At 63.8% G+C, this 17,803-nt stretch carries 17 protein-coding genes; 11 read left to right on the top strand and 6 right to left on the bottom strand.

Annotated features, from left to right (window positions below; all coding sequences use genetic code 11):
• Window positions 1-375 precede the first annotated feature (375 nt).
• The 3 genes from J5J09_RS00585 to J5J09_RS00575 form a co-directional block, all read right to left on the bottom strand.
• Window positions 376-1,377 carry an MBL fold metallo-hydrolase gene (locus tag J5J09_RS00585; RefSeq protein WP_348646401.1) on the bottom strand — a complete coding sequence of 334 codons (1,002 nt, stop codon included), beginning with the start codon at window positions 1,375-1,377 and terminating at the stop codon, window positions 376-378.
• A gap of 98 nt (window positions 1,378-1,475) precedes the next feature.
• Window positions 1,476-2,558, bottom strand: a complete 1,083-nt coding sequence (locus J5J09_RS00580; RefSeq protein WP_208547790.1) for an MBL fold metallo-hydrolase — start codon at window positions 2,556-2,558, stop codon at window positions 1,476-1,478.
• Window positions 2,559-2,710: 152 nt separating this feature from the next.
• Window positions 2,711-4,942 (bottom strand): methyl-accepting chemotaxis protein, encoded by a 2,232-nt coding sequence (locus J5J09_RS00575; RefSeq protein WP_208547789.1) that lies wholly within the window; start codon window positions 4,940-4,942, stop codon window positions 2,711-2,713.
• Between the two features lie 348 nt (window positions 4,943-5,290).
• Here J5J09_RS00575 and ffh point away from each other — a divergent pair, with 348 nt between their 5' ends.
• The 5 genes from ffh (at window position 5,291) to trmD (ending at window position 8,991) form a co-directional block, all read left to right on the top strand.
• A complete protein-coding gene (gene ffh / locus J5J09_RS00570) occupies window positions 5,291-6,859 on the top strand; it encodes a signal recognition particle protein (protein WP_208547788.1) in 1,569 nt (522 codons plus the stop codon).
• 8 nt (window positions 6,860-6,867) lie between these two features.
• Window positions 6,868-7,188: a chorismate mutase gene (locus tag J5J09_RS00565; RefSeq protein ID WP_208547787.1), complete on the top strand. Its 321-nt coding sequence runs from the start codon at window positions 6,868-6,870 to the stop codon at window positions 7,186-7,188.
• Window positions 7,189-7,224: 36 nt separating this feature from the next.
• A complete protein-coding gene (gene rpsP, locus J5J09_RS00560) occupies window positions 7,225-7,602 on the top strand; it encodes a 30S ribosomal protein S16 (protein WP_208547786.1) in 378 nt (125 codons plus the stop codon).
• A 117-nt stretch (window positions 7,603-7,719) separates the two neighbouring features.
• Window positions 7,720-8,292 (top strand): ribosome maturation factor RimM, encoded by a 573-nt coding sequence (gene rimM, locus J5J09_RS00555; RefSeq protein WP_208547785.1) that lies wholly within the window; start codon window positions 7,720-7,722, stop codon window positions 8,290-8,292.
• Window positions 8,293-8,301: 9 nt separating this feature from the next.
• Window positions 8,302-8,991 (top strand): tRNA (guanosine(37)-N1)-methyltransferase TrmD, encoded by a 690-nt coding sequence (gene trmD / locus J5J09_RS00550; RefSeq protein WP_208547784.1) that lies wholly within the window; start codon window positions 8,302-8,304, stop codon window positions 8,989-8,991.
• Between the two features lie 34 nt (window positions 8,992-9,025).
• On the opposite strand, the gene J5J09_RS00545 is transcribed toward trmD, so the two are convergent.
• Window positions 9,026-9,772: a sulfite exporter TauE/SafE family protein gene (locus J5J09_RS00545; protein ID WP_208547783.1), complete on the bottom strand. Its 747-nt coding sequence runs from the start codon at window positions 9,770-9,772 to the stop codon at window positions 9,026-9,028.
• Between the two features lie 269 nt (window positions 9,773-10,041).
• On the opposite strand from J5J09_RS00545, the gene rplS reads away from it, so the two are divergent.
• Window positions 10,042-10,578, top strand: a complete 537-nt coding sequence (rplS, locus tag J5J09_RS00540; protein WP_208547782.1) for a 50S ribosomal protein L19 — start codon at window positions 10,042-10,044, stop codon at window positions 10,576-10,578.
• Between the two features lie 139 nt (window positions 10,579-10,717).
• Here rplS and J5J09_RS00535 read toward each other — a convergent pair whose 3' ends face one another.
• A complete protein-coding gene (locus J5J09_RS00535) occupies window positions 10,718-11,692 on the bottom strand; it encodes a YihY/virulence factor BrkB family protein (protein WP_208547781.1) in 975 nt (324 codons plus the stop codon).
• Between the two features lie 131 nt (window positions 11,693-11,823).
• Here J5J09_RS00535 and J5J09_RS00530 point away from each other — a divergent pair, with 131 nt between their 5' ends.
• Genes J5J09_RS00530 through J5J09_RS00520 form a run of 3 tightly spaced genes read left to right on the top strand, consistent with a single transcriptional unit; the run spans window position 11,824 to window position 14,102 of the window.
• Complete coding sequence (locus tag J5J09_RS00530; protein ID WP_208547780.1) at window positions 11,824-12,621, top strand: basic amino acid ABC transporter substrate-binding protein; 798 nt, start codon at window positions 11,824-11,826, stop codon at window positions 12,619-12,621.
• A gap of 27 nt (window positions 12,622-12,648) precedes the next feature.
• A complete protein-coding gene (locus J5J09_RS00525) occupies window positions 12,649-13,473 on the top strand; it encodes an amino acid ABC transporter permease (protein WP_208547779.1) in 825 nt (274 codons plus the stop codon).
• A complete protein-coding gene (locus J5J09_RS00520) occupies window positions 13,470-14,102 on the top strand; it encodes a class I SAM-dependent methyltransferase (protein WP_208547778.1) in 633 nt (210 codons plus the stop codon). The genes J5J09_RS00525 and J5J09_RS00520 overlap by 4 nt, the downstream gene beginning before the upstream one ends.
• 5 nt (window positions 14,103-14,107) lie before the next feature.
• Here J5J09_RS00520 and ppk2 read toward each other — a convergent pair whose 3' ends face one another.
• Window positions 14,108-15,013, bottom strand: coding sequence for a polyphosphate kinase 2 (gene ppk2, locus J5J09_RS00515; protein WP_208547777.1), 906 nt, complete (start codon window positions 15,011-15,013; stop codon window positions 14,108-14,110).
• Window positions 15,014-15,339: 326 nt separating this feature from the next.
• Here ppk2 and leuC point away from each other — a divergent pair, with 326 nt between their 5' ends.
• Both leuC and J5J09_RS00505 read left to right on the top strand, forming a co-directional pair.
• Window positions 15,340-16,749: a 3-isopropylmalate dehydratase large subunit gene (gene leuC, locus J5J09_RS00510; protein WP_208547776.1), complete on the top strand. Its 1,410-nt coding sequence runs from the start codon at window positions 15,340-15,342 to the stop codon at window positions 16,747-16,749.
• Between the two features lie 201 nt (window positions 16,750-16,950).
• Entirely contained in the window at window positions 16,951-17,781 is an 831-nt protein-coding gene (locus J5J09_RS00505) for an EamA family transporter (RefSeq protein WP_208547775.1), read from the top strand.
• Window positions 17,782-17,803: the final 22 nt, after the last annotated feature.

The following is a 17,803-nucleotide window of genomic DNA, read 5'->3' as shown; positions in this document are numbered from 1 at the left end:
TCTTCTTCGCAGCCAACCAGGTCGCGCTTATCGACCTCAACAAACGACAATGACTGTCAGGCATGTCTATGAACACCTGTCAGGCATGTCTCCGGGCTTTACACTCGACCCGAGGATCCAAAACCAAGCCCACGGGACGCACCAACAGGGGCCAAAGCAAGTGGGGCTCCGTGAGGGTGGTGCCACAGCGCCTCTCTTGCGAAATCTGAAGTTTAGGCGGCTTGCGCTGACCTCAAGCCTTCGATTTTCCGTCCTCCCCCGCAAGGGGGGAGATGGGGCGGCTACCGCCGGTGGCCAGCCTCGTGCTTCGAGGCGCCTTCGGCGCGCGTCAGCATGAGGCTGGAGGAAGGGCACGACGTGCGCAGCCTTCGGGGGCTACCTGTCCGGGACGTCGAACATCTCGCCGGCGCGGAGCGGCAGGAAGCGGGTAGGAGCGATTTCCGCGGCTTCGAGGGCGATGGCCAGGTCGTGGACGGGGGTTTCGATTGCCTCGTCGGTGAGCTGGAAGGTGCCGAAATGGTGGCCGATGGCGTAGGCGGCGTTGACGATGCGGAAGCCTTCGACGGCCTCCTGCGGGTTCTGGTGCTGGCCCTTCATGAACCAGCGTGGCTCGTAGGCGCCGACGGGCAGGATCGCGAGGCGGAAATCGCCGTATTTTTCAGCCGCCGCGCGATAGTTGATGCCGTCGTGAAAGCCGGTGTCGCCGATATGGTAGATGCGGCCGGCCGGGGTCTCGAGGACGAAGGCGGCCCAGAGCGCCATGCGCCGGTCGTTCATGCCGCGCGCCGACCAATGGTGGCAGGGCTCCGCAATGATCGACAGCCCGTCCCAGTAATCGAGCCTGTCGCCCCAGTCGACGGCCGACATCTTCGCTTCCGGGATGACGTTGTGGATGATCGTGTCGTTGCCGAGCGGGGTGACGAAATGCGGGCCGTGCTCCTCGTTGAGGCGCACGAGAGTCTTCATGTCCAGATGATCGTAGTGATTGTGCGTGACGAGCACGACATCGATCGGCGGCAGGTCGTTGAATTCAATGCCGGGGCGGATGACGCGCTTCGGCCCGGCGAAGGAGAGCGGGCTGGCACGCGTCGACCAGACGGGATCGGTCAGAATGTTGATGCCGGCGAACTGGATCAGCATCGAGGCGTGACCCACCATGGTAACCCGCAGATCGGCGCCCTTGACGTGGTCGGCGGGCCGGGCCGTGTTTGGCAATTCCACTTTCTTTGGCCAGCGCGACTTCTGGCCGTTGGTCTGCCATTTCCAGACATCCTTGAGCGTCCCCGGTTCAACGCCGCCCGGATTGAAGAAGCGCACGCCGTCGAAATGGTCGGTGGGCGGGCCGAAATAATACGGATTGGCGGGTTTTCTCGGCACTGCTGGTGTTTTCCCTGTTCGGCGTCCGTCACCATATGGGCGCGCCGGACGGTCCGTTCCAGAGGCAATCATGCCATGTCGATGTTTTCCGCCCGGTGTCAGGTGATGGCCGGCGGAACCTCGAACACCTCGCCGGGGCGCATGGGACGAAAGCGGTCGCGGGCGATGCCGCGCTCGTCCAGCGCCTTGTTGAGCGCGATCACCGGTTCGTCGATCGCCTCATCGGTGAGCTTCACCGTGCCCCAGTGGTGGCCGATGGCATAGGCGGCGCCGGCAAGGCGGAAGCCTTCGACGGCCTCCTCCGGGTTCTGGTGCTGGCTCTTCATGAACCAGCGCGGCTCGTAGGCGCCGACCGGCAGGATGGCTAGGCGGAAGTCGCCATGCTTCTGACGGGCTGCCGCGTAGTGCTTTCCCTCGGCAAAGCCGGTATCGCCGATGTGGTAGATCTTGCCTGTCGGCGTTTCGATGACGAAGGCGGCCCACAGCGCCATGCGGCGGTCGCCGAGCCCGCGGGCCGACCAATGATGGCACGGTTCGCAATGGATCGCGACACCCGGAGCGATCTCGATCCGGTCGGCCCAGTCGACAGCGGTGATCCGCGCATCCGGCACTTCGGCGCGGATGATGGTGTCGTTGCCGAGCGGCGTGATGAAATGGGGTTTGTCGCGGCTCTGCAGCGTGGAGAGCGTCGCCAGATCGAGGTGGTCGTAGTGATTATGGGTGACGATCACGATATCGATCGGCGGCAGGTGCGCCATGGCGATGCCGGGCGGATTGACCCGCTTCGGACCGGCGAAGGTGACGGGGCTGGCGCGTTCCGACCAGACCGGATCGGTGAGGATGTTGAGATTGCCGGCCTGGATGAGCATGGAGGCGTGGCCGACCATGGTCACCACCAGCCGTCCGCCATCAAGACGGGTCTCGGGAAAGGCCGACGGAAAGGGGCTCGGATAGGTATCCGGCCAGTCCTTGCTGTCGCCGCCGAATTTCCAGCGCAGCAGGTCGAAGGGGCCGCGCGGCTCCTCGCCGCCCGGATTGAAGAAATGGGTGCCGTTGAAATGGTCGGAGACCGGGCCGGTGTAATAGCGGTTGCCGGCGAAGGCCGTGCGCGCGGTGACGCCGGCCGCAAGCGTGGCGACGGCGCCGAGCGACAGCCATTTCAGAAAATTGCGACGGTTCATGGTGCTTCCTTAGCAGCGGAACCGGCACCCTGAGAAGCGGCGTGCTTGCAGAGGCGGAACACATTTGCGCGATGCCGTCATAGGTGGTGGGGTATCCGGCAAAAGAAAAGGCCGCCGATGCGGCGGCCCCTTCGGGATGGATGACGATGGGATCAGAACTCTTCCCAGTCCTTCGACGCCGCAGCGGCGGCGGCACCGCCGGAGGCCATCTGGCGCGGGGCCGGGCGGGCCTGTGCCGTGGTCGCCGAACGGGACGGGGCTGCCATCATCGCGGCAGTGGCGCGGAGTGCGCCGGCGCCGCTTGCGACCTGGCCGAGCTGGAAGCGGTTGATCAGATCGCGCAGGCGATTGGCTTCGCTTGCGAGCGTCGCGCTCGCGGCATTGGCTTCCTCGACCATGGCCGCGTTCTGCTGGGTCACCTGGTCCATCTGGTTGACGGCTGTGTTGACTTCCGAGAGGCCGACGGACTGTTCGCGAGCCGAGGTGGCGATCGAATCCATGTGCTGGTTGATCGTGACGATATAGTCCTCGATGGTCTTCAGCACCTGCCCGGTCTCGCTGACGAGACGGACCCCGCTTTCGACCTCTTCGCTCGAATTGCGGATGAGGTCCTTGATTTCCTTCGCGGCCTTGGCGGAGCGCTGCGCGAGTTCGCGGACTTCCTGGGCGACGACGGCAAAGCCCTTGCCGGCCTCACCGGCACGGGCGGCCTCGACGCCGGCGTTCAAAGCCAGCAGGTTTGTCTGGAAGGCGATGTCGTCGATGACGCCGATGATATTCGAGATCTGGCCGGAGGACTGCTCGATCTTGCCCATGGCGTCGACGGCGCTGGCGACGACCGAACCCGACTTACGGGCGCTTTCGTTCGCCTGGATCGCGACCGTGCGGGCTTCTTCGGCGCGCTTCGACGAATTGGTAACGTTGACGGTGATCTGGTCGAGCGCTGCGGCGGTCTCCTCGAGCGATGCGGCCTGCTGTTCGGTGCGCTTGGAGAGGTCATCGGCGCTCTGGCTGATCTCGCGGGTGCCGCCGTCGATGGCGCCGGCCGAGACGGACACGGCCGAAAGCGTCTCGCGAAGCTGCGAGACGGCACGGTTGAAGTCGTTGCGCAGGCTTTCGAAGTCTTCCGGCAGCGGCTGATCGATCTGGAAGGAGAGATCGCCGGAGGCCAGATGCGACAGGCCGTTAGCGAGCGTGCTGGTCGCCTTTGCCATGGCTTCGGCGCGGGCGTGCTCGAGATCGGAGGCGCGGCGGCGTTCGGCTTCGACCTGGGCGCGCTGCTCGGCCGTCATGTTTTCCAGTTCGAGCGTCTTCTGGGCGTTGTCCTTGAAGACCTGCAGGGCCTTGGCCATGGCGCCGAGTTCGTCGGGGCGATCGGCACCTGACACCTCGACCGACATGTCGTTGGCGGCGAGGCGCGACATGGTCGCGGTCATACGGGAAATGGCGCCGGCGAGCGAGCGGGCGAACAAGAGGAAGCCGAGCGCGCCGAGGATCGCGACGACGGCGCTGACCGTCACGGTGGTCCAGACAGCGCTGCTGCTGCCCTCGACGATTGGGGTGACGTCCGAGGCGATGACGATGACGCCGATGCGGGCGCCGGAGAAGTTTTCGAACGGGGCGGCCTCGACGACGAAGTGTCGGCCTGCCTCAGACATCATGCGGCGCTCTGGCTGACCATCGAAGGCGGCCTTCAGGTCGTCCTCGCTCAACATCGGCTTTTCGCCATAGGTTGAGGCCTGCTGGGTGAGTTTGCCCTCGACCATGACGTAGACGCCGATCTCACCTTCGATCTTTTCGGCGAGCGGCTTGAAGTAATCGTTGGTGAGGCTCGTGCCGGCATCAACGACGCCGACGACGGTGCCGTCGCGGATGACCGGAGCGGAGGCGAACATGCTGACGGCGGTGCGGCCGGGTTCTGTACCGGCGACAAGCTTGCCGGAGGAGATTGCGTTGACGATGGTCTTGCGGCGGCCGGTCATGTCGTCGCCGAACTTGTCAGGCGCATGAATGCGGGCGACGGCCTCGCCCTTGGCGCTGACGAAGGTGATGAGCTGGACGCCACCGGCCTCGACGATCTGCGGTAGGCTGTTTTCGAAACGCTTGAGGATCTCCTCGCGCGAACCGGCCTCGATGAGCGGGCCGGTTTCCGGCTCGCCGGCCAGTGCCAGGGCGACGGACGAAGCGAGCTTCTTCTGGCCGTCCATGTCCGACTGGACCAGCGTCAGGTCGGACTCGAGTTCCTTGGCAAGAGCCTCCTCGTTCATGATCGACTGGCGGTACCAGGCCGCACCGCCGATCGCGATGCTCGAGAAGAACACGGCCGCAAAGCCGTAGGCCGTCAGCTTGATCCAGAGCGGCCGCTTAATATTGTTGTCCGTCATGATAAAATCCCCGCCTCCAAAAATAGGTATGCGGATGATTTCCCAAAAAAATCAATTTTCTCTAAATTATCCCGAATTTTGAGGGGGAGATAACCGCCCGACGGCCGGTTCCGCGGGAAAGGTTGACTTTTTGCGGCGCTTCCTGTTTATGCGGCGGAAATCTGCGACGAGAGTAAGACTCCGAGCCGCCGACCGGGACCCCTAGAGGTATAAAGAGATCCCGGAGGTCAACACCCGACAGCGCGATGCGCCCTCGGGTGCTTCTTGGCTTTGTCTCTTGTTTTCGTCGCGGAAAAGACCAACGTTTCGGGCACTCCCTGAAAACCCCGAAGCGACAAGGAAGAGCCGATGTTTGAAAACCTCCAGGACCGCCTTGGATCCATCCTGAACGGATTGACCGGCCGCGGCGCGCTGTCGGAGGCGGATGTCTCCGCCGCCCTGCGCGAGGTTCGTCGCGCGCTTCTGGAAGCCGACGTCGCGCTGGAAGTGGTGCGCGAATTCACCGACAAGGTGCGTGAGAAGGCTGTCGGCGCGGCTGTGCTGAAATCGATCAAGCCGGGTCAGATGGTCGTCAAGATCGTCCATGACGAGCTTATCGCGATGCTGGGCTCGGAAGGCGTCACGATCGACCTGCATGCGCCGGCACCTGTCGTCATCATGATGGTCGGCCTGCAGGGCTCGGGCAAGACCACCACGACGGGCAAGATCGCCAAGCGACTGACGGAGCGCGATAAGAAGAAGGTCCTGATGGCCTCGCTCGACACGCGCCGTCCGGCCGCGCAGGAGCAGCTTCGCCAGATCGGCGAGCAGACCAAGATCGACACGCTGCCCGTGATCGCCGGCCAGTCGCCGACCGATATTGCCGCGCGTGCCGTGCAGGCGGCGAAGCTCGGCGGCCATGACGTCGTGATCCTCGACACCGCCGGCCGTACCCACATCGACGAGCCGTTGATGGTGGAAATGGCCGACATCAAGAAGAAGGCCGGCCCGCACGAAATCCTGCTGGTCGCGGACTCGCTGACCGGTCAGGACGCCGTCAACCTCGCCCGCAACTTCGATGAACGTGTCGGCATCACCGGCCTCGTTCTCACCCGCATGGATGGCGACGGCCGTGGCGGCGCGGCGCTTTCGATGCGCGCGGTCACCGGCAAGCCGATCAAGCTGATCGGCGTCGGCGAAAAGATGTCGGAGCTCGAGGAGTTCCATCCGCGCCGCATCGCCGACCGTATCCTCGGCATGGGCGACATCGTCTCGCTGGTCGAGAAGGCCGCCGAAAGCATCGACGCCGAGAAGGCGCGGGCCATGGCCGAGAAGATGGCCAAGGGCAAGTTCGACCTCAACGACATGGCCGAGCAGCTCAAGCAGATGAAGTCGCTGGGCGGCATGGGCGGCATCATGGGCATGATGCCCGGCATGGCCGGCATGAAGGACAAGCTCGCGGCCACCGGCATGAACGACAAGACGTTCGATCGCCAGCTCGCGATCATCTCGTCGATGACCAAGGCCGAGCGCGCCAATCCCGATATCCTGAAGCACTCCCGCAAGAAGCGCATCGCGGCCGGTTCCGGCACGGATGCCGCCGAGATCAACAAGCTTCTCAAGATGCACCGCGGCATGGCCGACATGATGAAGGCCATGGGCGGCAAGGGCAAGGGCGCCGGCATGATGAAGCAGATGATGGGCGGCCTAGCCTCGAAGATGGGATTGGGCGGCATGGGTGGAATGGGCGGAATGCCTGATCTCTCGTCGATGGACCCGAAGCAGCTCGAACAGCTCGCCAAGCAGGCGGATGCCATGGGGCTCGGCAAGGGCGGTGGCCTGCCGGGTCTCGGTGGCGGCGGATTGCCTGGCCTCGGCGGTCCGAAGCTGCCGGGTCTTGGCGGTGGCGGCCTGCCCGGCCTGCCGAAGAAGAAGTGAGGGCGCCGATGATCGATCCCGCGATCCGCGAACAGTTAGCCGGCTACCGGCAGTCGATCGACAATATCGACGCTGCACTTGTGCACATGCTGGCCGAGCGCTTCCGCTGCACCAAGGCCGTGGGCGTGCTCAAGGCCACACACGAATTGCCGCCGTCCGATCCGGCGCGCGAGGAATACCAGATCGACCGTCTGCGCCGGCTGGCGCAGGAGGCCCATCTGGACCCGGATTTCGCCGAGAAGTTCCTGAACTTCATCATCAAGGAAGTCATCCGGCATCATGAAGCCATCGCCGCCGAACATGGCGGCACCACAGAAAAGACCGCCTGAGACCAGGCGGCCAAACAGTCCCAAGGAGTTAGAACAATGGCACTGAAAATTCGTCTCGCCCGTGGCGGTTCCAAGAAGCGTCCCTACTACCAGATCGTCGTTGCCGACGCCCGCAGCCCGCGCGACGGTCGTTTCCTCGAGAAGGTCGGCTCGTGGAACCCGATGCTTCCGAAGGACAGCGAAAAGCGCATCGAGCTTGATGTCGAGCGCATCAAGGACTGGGTCGCCAAGGGCGCACAGCCGACAGATCGCGTTCTGCGCTTCATGGCCGAAGCCGGTCTCGCCACCCGCGAAGCCCGCAACAACCCGGACAAGGCAAAGCCTGGCAAGAAGGCCCTTGAGCGCATCAAGGAAAAGGAAGCTAAGGCAGCCGAGGCCGCTGCCGCCGCAGCAGAAGCCTCCGCCGCCGAATAATCCGGCGCGCTCTCAAAGTGATGACGGCCGGCCGGGTCTCCCGCCGGCCGTTTTCTGTTTCAATTCGGCCGGTTTCGGCCTAGAAGAGGCGCCGAACAAACCGGACGAAATCCTGCTATGACGAAGCTCGAAAATCCCGTTCTGATGGCCGTGATCGGCGCCGCCCAGGGCTTGCGCGGCGAAGTGCGCGTGAAGGCCTATACCGACGATCCGACATCGATCGGCGATTACGGCAACCTGCGCACTCTCGACGGACGGGTGTTTGAAATCCTCGAAATCCGCGAGGCGAAGAACGTCGTGATCGTCCGCTTCCGGGGCGTCAACGACCGCAATGCCGCCGAGGCGCTGAACGGTCTTGAGCTCTATGTGGATCGTGGGGCGCTGCCGGACGAGGAACTGGAAGACGACGAGTTCTATTATGCCGACCTCGAAGGGCTGGAGGTCTACGACCACGACGGCAACAATTACGGGGCGGTCACGGGCATCTACGATTTCGGCGCCGGCGATCTCCTGGAACTGAAGGGTCCGGGAAAGCGGCCGGTGCTCATTCCGTTTTCGGAGGCGGCGGTGCTGGAAATCGATCTCGAAGGCGGACGGCTGCTTGTTGATCCGATCGCGGCGGGCCTCAAGGATACCGATGACGGCAAATCCGGCGGCAAGAAGGGTACGCCCTTCCTGCCGGACGACTGAGCGGCGGCCATGACCTTCAAGGCGACCGTTCTGACACTCTATCCCGACATGTTTCCGGGCCATCTCGGCCAATCGCTGGCCGGCAAGGCGCTGGAGCGTGGGCAATGGTCCATGGAGGCCGTGCAGATCCGGGATTTTGCGACGGACAAACACAGGACGGTGGACGATACGCCCGCCGGCGGCGGCGCCGGCATGGTGCTCAAGCCCGACGTGCTGGCGCGGGCGATCGATTCGGTGTCCCCGGATGGCGATACGCGGCCGCGCCTTCTGATGAGCCCGCGTGGGCGACCGCTGACGCAGGAGCGCGTGAGAGAGATCGCGGCCGGTGACGGCGCGGTCATCGTCTGCGGCCGCTTCGAGGGGGTCGACCAGCGGGTGATCGAGGCGCGCAATCTGGAAGAGGTCTCGATCGGCGACTACATCCTGTCCGGTGGCGAGCCGGCGGCGCTGACGCTGCTGGATGCCGTGGTGCGCATCCTGCCGGGCGTGATGGGCAACGATCTCTCAGGCGTGCACGAGAGTTTCGAGGACGGTCTTCTCGAACATCCGCACTATACGCGGCCGCAGGTGTTCGAGGGACGGGAAATCCCCGCGGTGCTGACTTCGGGCAATCACGGCGCGATCGAAAAGTGGCGTCGCGAGCAGGCCCTGGAACTGACGCGGGAACGGCGGCCGGATCTTCTGCCGAAGGCGCCCTGATCGGCCGACCGGCCGTCGTCCTTCCGCTCCAGCCTCAGCCCGTCAAGAAATAGTAGACAGCCAGCCCCAGGCCGAAGGCGACCACCGTCCAGCGCAGCAGCGCCTGAGGAACCCTCCTTGCGACGGCAACGCCGGTATAGCCACCGAGCGCTACGGCCGGCACCATGATCGCGGCATGGAGCCAGGAGACAGCGCCGGCCGAGGTGAAGACGGCGATCGCCACAGCAGCGATGACGATCGACAGGAAGTTCTTCAGCGCGTTCAGACGATGATAGTCGCCGCCGCTTGCGAGACCGAGCGAAGCGAGCATCATGATGCCCATGCCGGCGCCGAAGAAACCGCCGTAGAAGGAGGTTACCGTCTGGATGGCGATGCCGAGCGGTGTTGCCGGGTGGCTTTCACCTGTCGTCTTCGGCCTAAGCTTTGGTCCTGCGGCAAAGACCAGCGTGGCGGCGATCAGCAGCCATGGCACCATGCTGCGGAAGGCGGGATTGGAAAGCGAAACCAGGAAGAGCGCGCCGCCGAGAGCGCCGACGGCGGATACAATGGCGAGGACGACGGCACCTTTCCAGGCGCTGCGCAACTCGCTGCGGTAGGCGAGCGTCGAGGTGATGTAGCCGGGAAACTGCGTGATGGAGGAGGTGGCGTTGGCGGCGATCGGGGGCAAGCCTGCGAAGGTCATGGCGCCGAAAGTCAGAAAGGTGCCGCCTCCGGCGATGGCATTGACCACGCCGGACAGAAAGCCTGCCACGAAGAGAAGCATGATGGTGGCGACGGACATTTCTTTCCTCCCAGTGGACGTCCTGCGGTGATATGTGGTTCGAAACGGCTTCGCAAGCCGCTGGCCTCTGGGCAGATTCGGTTTGCGTTAGGGGGTGACAAAGCATCGAGAGTGGTGTATTGGCGCACCCGGAAATGGGCTTTGCCCGTCTGCCAGCAAACAAAGAGCATGCGTACCCGCTCCCGCCCGCAAGGGCAAAATCCGGAGGCTTGGCCCAAGGATTATTGTCGAGCGCTCTGGCTGTTTCAGAAGAATCGAAGGTTAGACAGATGAACATCATTGAACAGCTGGAAGCCGAACAGGCTGCCAAGATCGAAGCCAAGCGCAAGCTGCCGGAATTCTCGCCTGGCGACACGCTGCGCGTTAACGTCACCGTCAAGGAAGGTAACCGTACCCGCGTGCAGGCCTATGAAGGCGTTTGCATCGCTCGTTCCGGCGGCGGCATCAACGAGAGCTTCACCGTTCGCAAGATTTCCTACGGCGAAGGCGTCGAGCGCGTATTCCCGGTCTATTCGCCGATGGTCGAAAGCGTCGAGATCGTTCGCCGCGGTAAGGTTCGTCGCGCCAAGCTCTACTACCTGCGCGATCGTCGCGGCAAGTCGGCTCGTATCGTCGAGAACACCGGCACCCGCGCCCGCAAGCTGAACGACGCCGAGCGCGCCGCCGTGGCCGAGGAAAAGGCACGGATCGAAGCCGAAAAGGTTGCAGCAGCACAGGCACTGGCCGCCGAAAAGGCAGCAGCCGAAGCCGCTGAAGCCAAGGCCGCAGCGGAAGCCGCTGCTGCTTCGGACGCTGCTTCCGAATAAGTTTTATTCCTGAAAGGGAATCAGAACGGCGGCTTTCGGGCCACCTTGATCGTCAAGAGGCCGGAACATCAGAAACGATGTTCCGGCCTTTCTTTGTCCCGGGCCATCGGGCCATTGCATCTGTCGGCGTGACGCCGGTTCAGTCGGCGGCACGCCCGACGGTATCAGCGACGAAGGCGCCGCGTTCGCCCATCGGCCGTGGTTCTCCCGTCGTGGTATCGTGGCATGTCTGATGTTCGAGTTCGCCGTTGATCTCGGCGCCCAGAATGAAAATGAGGGCGCACATCCAGCTCCACACCATGAAGCCGGCGACGGAGCCCAAGGCGCCGTAGGTGGCGCTGTAGTTGCCGAAATTCTGCAGGTAATAGGAAAAGGCGAGCGAGGCCAGCAGCCAGGCGGCGGTCGAGATCACGGCGCCCCAGCTCAACCAGCGCAATTTCGCCGGCTCGCGGCTCGGACCGTAGCGATAGAGACAGCTGATCGAGAAACCGACGAGCAGGACGAGGATCGGCCAGCGGAGAATCATCAGCACCGGCTCCAGCCAGCTGTCCGGGATGACGAAGGCGAACACAGCCGGAAGGGCGGCCAAGCCGGCGGTGATGACGCCCAGCAGAACGAACAGGCCGAGCGTGAAGGCGAAAACCAGGAGGTTGAGTTCGAGCAGCCCGCGCTTCTCGCGCTCGTTGTAGGCGACGTTCATGGCGTCGAACAGGGCCATGATCCCGTTCCGCGCGCTCCAGATGCCGATGGCCAGTCCGGTGGCGAAGCCCACGCCCAGCGACGGCGAGCCCTGCCGGGTGAGCGCGGCAAGCTGTTCCTGGATCATTTCGGAGGAACCCGGCGGCAGGATGCGGCGGAGGGATTCGATGTGGCCGGAAATGGTCGATGGGTCCGCGAAGAAACCGTAGAGAGATACCAGGGCTGTCAGAGAGGGGAAGAGCGCCAGCAGCAGGTAGTAGCTGACGCCGGCGCTGACGAGGGCGATGCGGTCGCGGTCTGCTTGCTCGACCACCCGCCAGAAGACGTCACGAAGACCCCGGACAGGTATTTCGCTGGGCGCCGTGCTGTCCCGGCCGCGATCTTTCTCGCTCGTCGATGACCTGTTTGCTGCCAAATTGCCGTTCCGCGTTTTGGATGGTGGTCCCCTACCTCATTCGCCAACGTGTTTGACCGCACCGGGGTTCCAGTTTTTCCTTGAAACCGATCGGCGAGGCGTGCTCAATCTGGCTTTTTTGGAGGCTGACGATGATGAACTTGCGCACACTTCTCGCCGGGCTTGCCGCCCTTGCTCTTGCTCCCGTATCCGCCCTTTCCGCCGAACTGCCGGACCTTGGCGGCAAGACGGTCGTGGTCGTGACGGAAAACGCCTATCCGCCGCTGCAGTTTGTCGACCCGAAGACGGGTGAGGCGATCGGCTGGGAATATGACGTGATGAACGAGATCGCCAAACGGCTGAACATGACGGTCGAGTACCAGAACACGTCCTGGGACGCGATGATCCAGTCCGTATCCGACGGCCAGTATCAGGTCGGCATGACCGGCATCACGATCAATGACGAGCGCAAGGCGAAGGTGGATTTCTCCGACCCCTACATGCGCTCCGAGCAGTTCATGCTGGTGCGCGGCGACGAAAGCCGGTTCACCGACGCCAAGAGCTTTGCCGACAATGCAGACCTTCTGGTCGGCGCGCAGCCGGGCACGACGCCGTTCTACACCGCGGTCTACAGCGTTCTCGATGGCGACGAGGCCAATCCCCGCATCAAGCTGTTCGAGACGTTCGGGGCGACGGTGCAGGCGCTGAAGACGGGCGATGTCGACATGGTGCTGACCGACGGCACGGCCGGGCAGGGTTATGTCGATGCTTCCGGCGGTGGCCTGAAAGTTGTCGGCGGTCCGCTTGGCTCGGAAGATTTCGGCTTCATCTTCCCGAAGGGGTCCGATCTCGTGGCACCGATCAATGCGGCCATCGCCGAACTGAAGGCGGACGGCACGCTGGACACGCTGAACAAGAAGTGGTTCCTCGACTACAAGATGGGCGAATGACCGCCTGAGCCGGGGGGCGGTCGCCGCATGGGTTTCCAGACGCTTCCCAAGGGGGATGAACGCGGCGACCGGCCCTGGTGGCTGGTCGCGCTGGTCGTCATCGCGATCGGCCTTGCCGTCGTCATCGCGGTCAACGACATCTATGCGCAGGTGTTCACCACGGTCGCGCGGGGCATCTGGGTGACGGTGTTCGTCACGGTCGTCGGCTTTGCGCTGGCGACCGGTCTCGGATTGATGATTGCGCTTGCTGGCATGGCCGACAGCGTCGTCCTGCGGCAGGCGGCGCGGTTCTATGTCGAGGTGGTGCGCGGCATCCCGATCCTGGTGCTCTTGTTCTACATCGCCTTCGTCGGCGCGCCGGGTTTCGTCGCGGCCTACAATTTCATCATCTCGCCGCTGACGGCGGAGGGCTGGCTCTCGCCCCTTCAGGTGCGCGACGTGTCCCTGATGTGGCGCGCGATCATCGCGCTGACCATCGGCTATTCCGCCTTCATCGCGGAAATCTTCCGGGCCGGCATCCAGTCGGTCGACAGGGGGCAGATCGAGGCGGCGATGTCGCTGGGCTTGAACCGCTACCAGCGGTTCCGGCTGATCGTGCTGCCGCAGGCGATCAAGGTGATCTTCCCGCCGCTGTCGAACGATTTCGTGGCCATGGTCAAGGACAGTTCGCTTGTTTCGGTGCTGGGTGTCGCGGATATCAGCCAGGCGGGCAAGATCTACGCCTCGGGCTCGTTCCGCTTCTTCGAGACCTATTCGATCGTCGCCTATATCTACCTGATGCTGACCATCGGGCTGTCGCTGCTGCTGCGGCAGGTGGAGAAACGCATGCGGGAACAGGGCGCGCGGGAATGAGCGAGCGCAGGAGCGAGGGGCTGGAGAAGGTCTATGCCGCGCAGTCCGGCGACGAACTGGCCTCGGCCTATTCGACCTGGTCGACGGATTACGATCGCGAGAACCTCTCCTCCGGCTATTGCCTGCCCTTCATGATCTCAGCCTGGGTCAGCCGACATGTGCCCCGCGATGCCGGTCCGCTGCTCGATGCCGGATGCGGTACGGGGCTTTCCGGGCCGGCGATGCGGGCGCTCGGCTATCCCGTTGTCGAGGGGCTGGATTTCTCCGAGGAGATGCTGGCGCTGGCGGCCCACCGCGAGGCCTACGACGTTCTGAAGCGGGCGACGCTCGGCGAGACGTTGCCGTGGCCGGACGATCATTTCGCGGCCTTCTTCTCGACCGGGGTGTTCACGGAAGGGCATGCGCCGGCGAGCGGGCTTTACGAGCTCTGCCGGATTACGAGGCCCGGCGGGCATGCGGTTTTCACCGTGCGGGACAAGGTGTTCGACAGCGGCGGGTTCGCCGGGGTTTTCGAGCGCCTCTCCAGCCGGGGCATCTGGACCCCGGTGGAGGAAAGCCCGCTGTTCCGCGCCTATGCGATCGACGAACCGGATGTGCTGCTCAAGGCCTATGTCTTCCGGATCTGCTGATTCCGTCAGTATTTTTCGGGCACATACATTTCCGGCGGGACCGGGTGGCGGATGTAGTCGGCATTGCGGACGCGCTCGGGCAGGACGATGTGTTCCTTGGGGACATTTTCGTAGGGGATCTGCGAGAGAAGATGGGCGATCATGTTGAGGCGCGCCTTCTTCTTGTCGACGGCCTGCACCACCCACCAGGGGGCCTCGGGGATGTGGGTACGGTCCAGCATCTCTTCCTTGGCGCGGGTATAGCTTTCCCAGTGGATGCGGCTCTGCAGGTCCATTGGGGAGAGCTTCCACTGCTTCAGCGGATCGTTGATGCGCATGCGGAAGCGGAATTCCTGTTCTTCGTCGGTGATTGAGAACCAGTATTTCAGGAGAATGATGCCGGAGCGGACGAGCATGCGCTCGAATTCCGGCACGTCGCGGAAGAATGCCTCGACCTGTTCCGGGGTGCAGAAGCCCATGACACGCTCGACGCCGGCGCGGTTGTACCAGGAGCGGTCGAAGAGCACCATCTCGCCTGCGGTCGGCAGATGCGGCACGTAGCGCTGGAAGTACCACTGGTTCCGCTCGCGCTCGGTGGGTGCCGGAAGCGCGACAACGCGGGCGACGCGCGGGTTCAGCCTCTGGGTCACGCGCTTGATCGCGCCGCCCTTGCCGGCCGAATCGCGGCCTTCGAACAGGACGACGACCTTCAGGTTCTTGTACTGGACCCAGTCCTGCAGGCGGACGAGTTCGTGCTGCAGCCGGAAGAGTTCGCGGAAATAGACCTTGCGGTCCATCGTCGGCTCCGATAGCCCCTCGGCGACCATCTCGTCGAGACGGTCCTCGTCCATCTGCTGCTCGAGCTCCTCGTCGAAGCTGTCGAGCACCTCGTCCTTGATGCGGCTGATCTCGTCGTGGATGGGGGTGTTCATGCGTCGTCCTTCCGTTCTGTCAGGACGATGAAGCATTTTTTGGCGAATGCCTTATGACAAAAACGTGTCACGCCGCGCTCGCGTCGACTCCATTGCCGATTTTTCCGAAAACTGGTATTGAGCCCACCATGGGATCGAAATTCGGATGCCTCGCGAACCAGTTCATCGTGCTGCAGGACCACAAGCGTCTGCCGGCACGGTTCTTTGCGCGCGTATCCGGGGCGCTCAACAGCCGCCTAGGCTGACCCATGACGGGCATGTCCCCGTCATCGCGTCTCTTCGTCACACAATAAAAGTCATTTCCCAGTCTGGATGGAACAACGCCCATGAGCGCACCCCGTACCCTTTACGACAAGATCTTCGACGATCACCTGGTCGACCGCCAGGAGGATGGCACCTGTCTTCTCTATATCGACCGTCACCTCGTGCACGAAGTGACGAGCCCGCAGGCTTTCGAAGGGCTGCGCATGGCCGGCCGCAAGGTGCACCAGCCGGGCCGGACGCTTGCCGTTGTCGACCACAACGTGCCGACCACGCCTGATCGTCACGAGGGCATCAAGAACGAGGAAAGCCGGATCCAGGTCGAGGCGCTCGCCAAGAATGCCGCGGATTTCGGCGTCGAGTACTATTCCGAGAAGGACAAGCGCCAGGGCATCGTGCACATCGTCGGTCCGGAACAGGGCTTCACCCTGCCCGGCATGACGATCGTCTGCGGTGACAGCCACACCTCCACGCATGGCGCGTTCGGCGCCTTGGCGCACGGCATCGGCACGTCCGAGGTCGAGCATGTGCTGGCGACCCAGACGCTGATCCAGAAGAAGGCCAAGAACATGCTGGTGCGCGTCGACGGCCAGCTGCCCGAGGGCGTGACCGCCAAGGACATCATTCTCGCCATCATCGGCGAGATCGGCACGGCCGGCGGTACCGGCCACGTCATCGAGTTCGCCGGCGAGGCGATCCGCTCGCTGTCGATGGAAGGCCGCATGACCGTCTGCAACATGACGATCGAGGGCGGCGCCCGCGCCGGTCTGATCGCGCCTGACGAAAAGACCTTCGAATACATCAAGGACAAGCCGCGCGCGCCGAAGGGTGCGGCCTTCGACCAGGCGGTCGAATACTGGAAGACGCTGCACACCGACGAGGGCGCCCATTTCGACCGCGTCGTCGTGCTCGACGCCGCCAACCTGCCGCCGATCGTCTCGTGGGGTTCCTCGCCGGAAGACGTCATCTCGGTCCAGGGCGTGGTTCCGAATCCGGACGACATCCAGGACGAGAACAAGCGCACCTCCAAATGGCGCGCGCTTGATTACATGGGCCTGAAGCCGGGCACCAAGATCACCGACATCGCCATCGACCGCGTCTTCATCGGTTCGTGCACCAACGGCCGCATAGAGGACCTGCGCGCCGCTGCCGCCGTGCTCGAGGGCAAGAAGGTCGCGTCCACGGTATCGGCGATGGTGGTTCCGGGCTCCGGTCTCGTCAAGGAACAGGCGGAAGCAGAAGGCCTCGACAAGATCTTCAAGGACGCCGGCTTCGAATGGCGCGAGCCGGGCTGCTCGATGTGCCTGGCGATGAACGACGACCGGCTGAAGCCGGGCGAGCGCTGCGCCTCGACCTCCAACCGCAATTTCGAGGGACGCCAGGGCTACAAGGGCCGCACGCATCTCGTCTCGCCGGCGATGGCTGCCGCTGCCGCCGTTGCCGGTCACTTCGTCGATATCCGCGACTGGAAATAAGACGCGCAACATTTATTGCCGAAAGCCGTCCGCTCGCGGGCGGCTTTTTTTGTTCCGGAGGACCTGACGCGATTGAAACGGCTGTAAAAGCGGCTATCGTCGCGCTGTCATAAAACTGTCACAAAAACCCTCCGAAGCCTTCATGATACGCTCGATACCGACTGCGGGCCGCGACCGGTCCGGCCCTCCGATGGTGGCCTCGTGAGCACCATCGCGGTTCTTCTCGCGCTCATCGCCGCCATCCTGCATGCGAGCTGGAATGCGTTCCTTCGGACCGGCGCCGACCGGCTGTGGTCGGTGACGGTGATGAGTCTCGCGGGCTCCGTCATCGCGCTGCCGTTTATTCTCTATTTCCCTCTGCCGGGTGCCTCGGCGTGGCCGTTCATTCTCGCCTCGTCGGTGCTGCAGGTCGCCTACAGCCACTTCCTGGTGGCGGCCTATCGACATGGCGAGCTCGGACAAGTCTATCCGATCGTACGGGGAACGGTACCGCTGCTCGTGTCTGTCGGAGGATTCGTTCTTTTCGGCGAGGTGCTCGGGCTCTGGCAGAGTGCCGGCGTGCTGCTGGTGGCGGCCGGAATCATGAGCCTGTCGTTCGGAAAGGGGCGGGCGGTGACCTCGTCGCTTGCCTTTGCGTTCGCGACGGCGCTGATCATCGCCTGCTACTCGACGGTCGATTCCAGGGGCGTGGGCGAAGTCAATAACCCCGTTGCCTACGCCATGTGGGTGCTTTTCCTTTTTGGTGTGATGCTGGCTCTGAGCTATCTGGTCGCCAGACGGCGGCTCAGGATCGACCTGTCCTCGCCCCTGACCTGGAAGGCCGTGGCGGGAGGGGTCGTGGCCATGGCGGCCTATGGCCTCGTGGTCGCGGCCTATTCCTTCGCCCCGGCCGGCCTCGTGACCGCTGTACGGGAGACGAGCGTCGTCTTCGCCGTGCTTATTGGCACGCTATTCCTCGGCGAACGGCTGACGCCGAGACGGCTGTTCTCCTGTATCGTCGTTGCCGCAGGCGCCATTCTGGTCAGTCTCTGACCCGGATCGGGCGATCCTACGG

Source organism: Ciceribacter sp. L1K22, from assembly GCF_017599385.1.
Classification (GTDB): Bacteria; Pseudomonadota; Alphaproteobacteria; order Rhizobiales; family Rhizobiaceae; genus Allorhizobium.
This window is presented reverse-complemented; position numbering and strand designations above follow the sequence as displayed.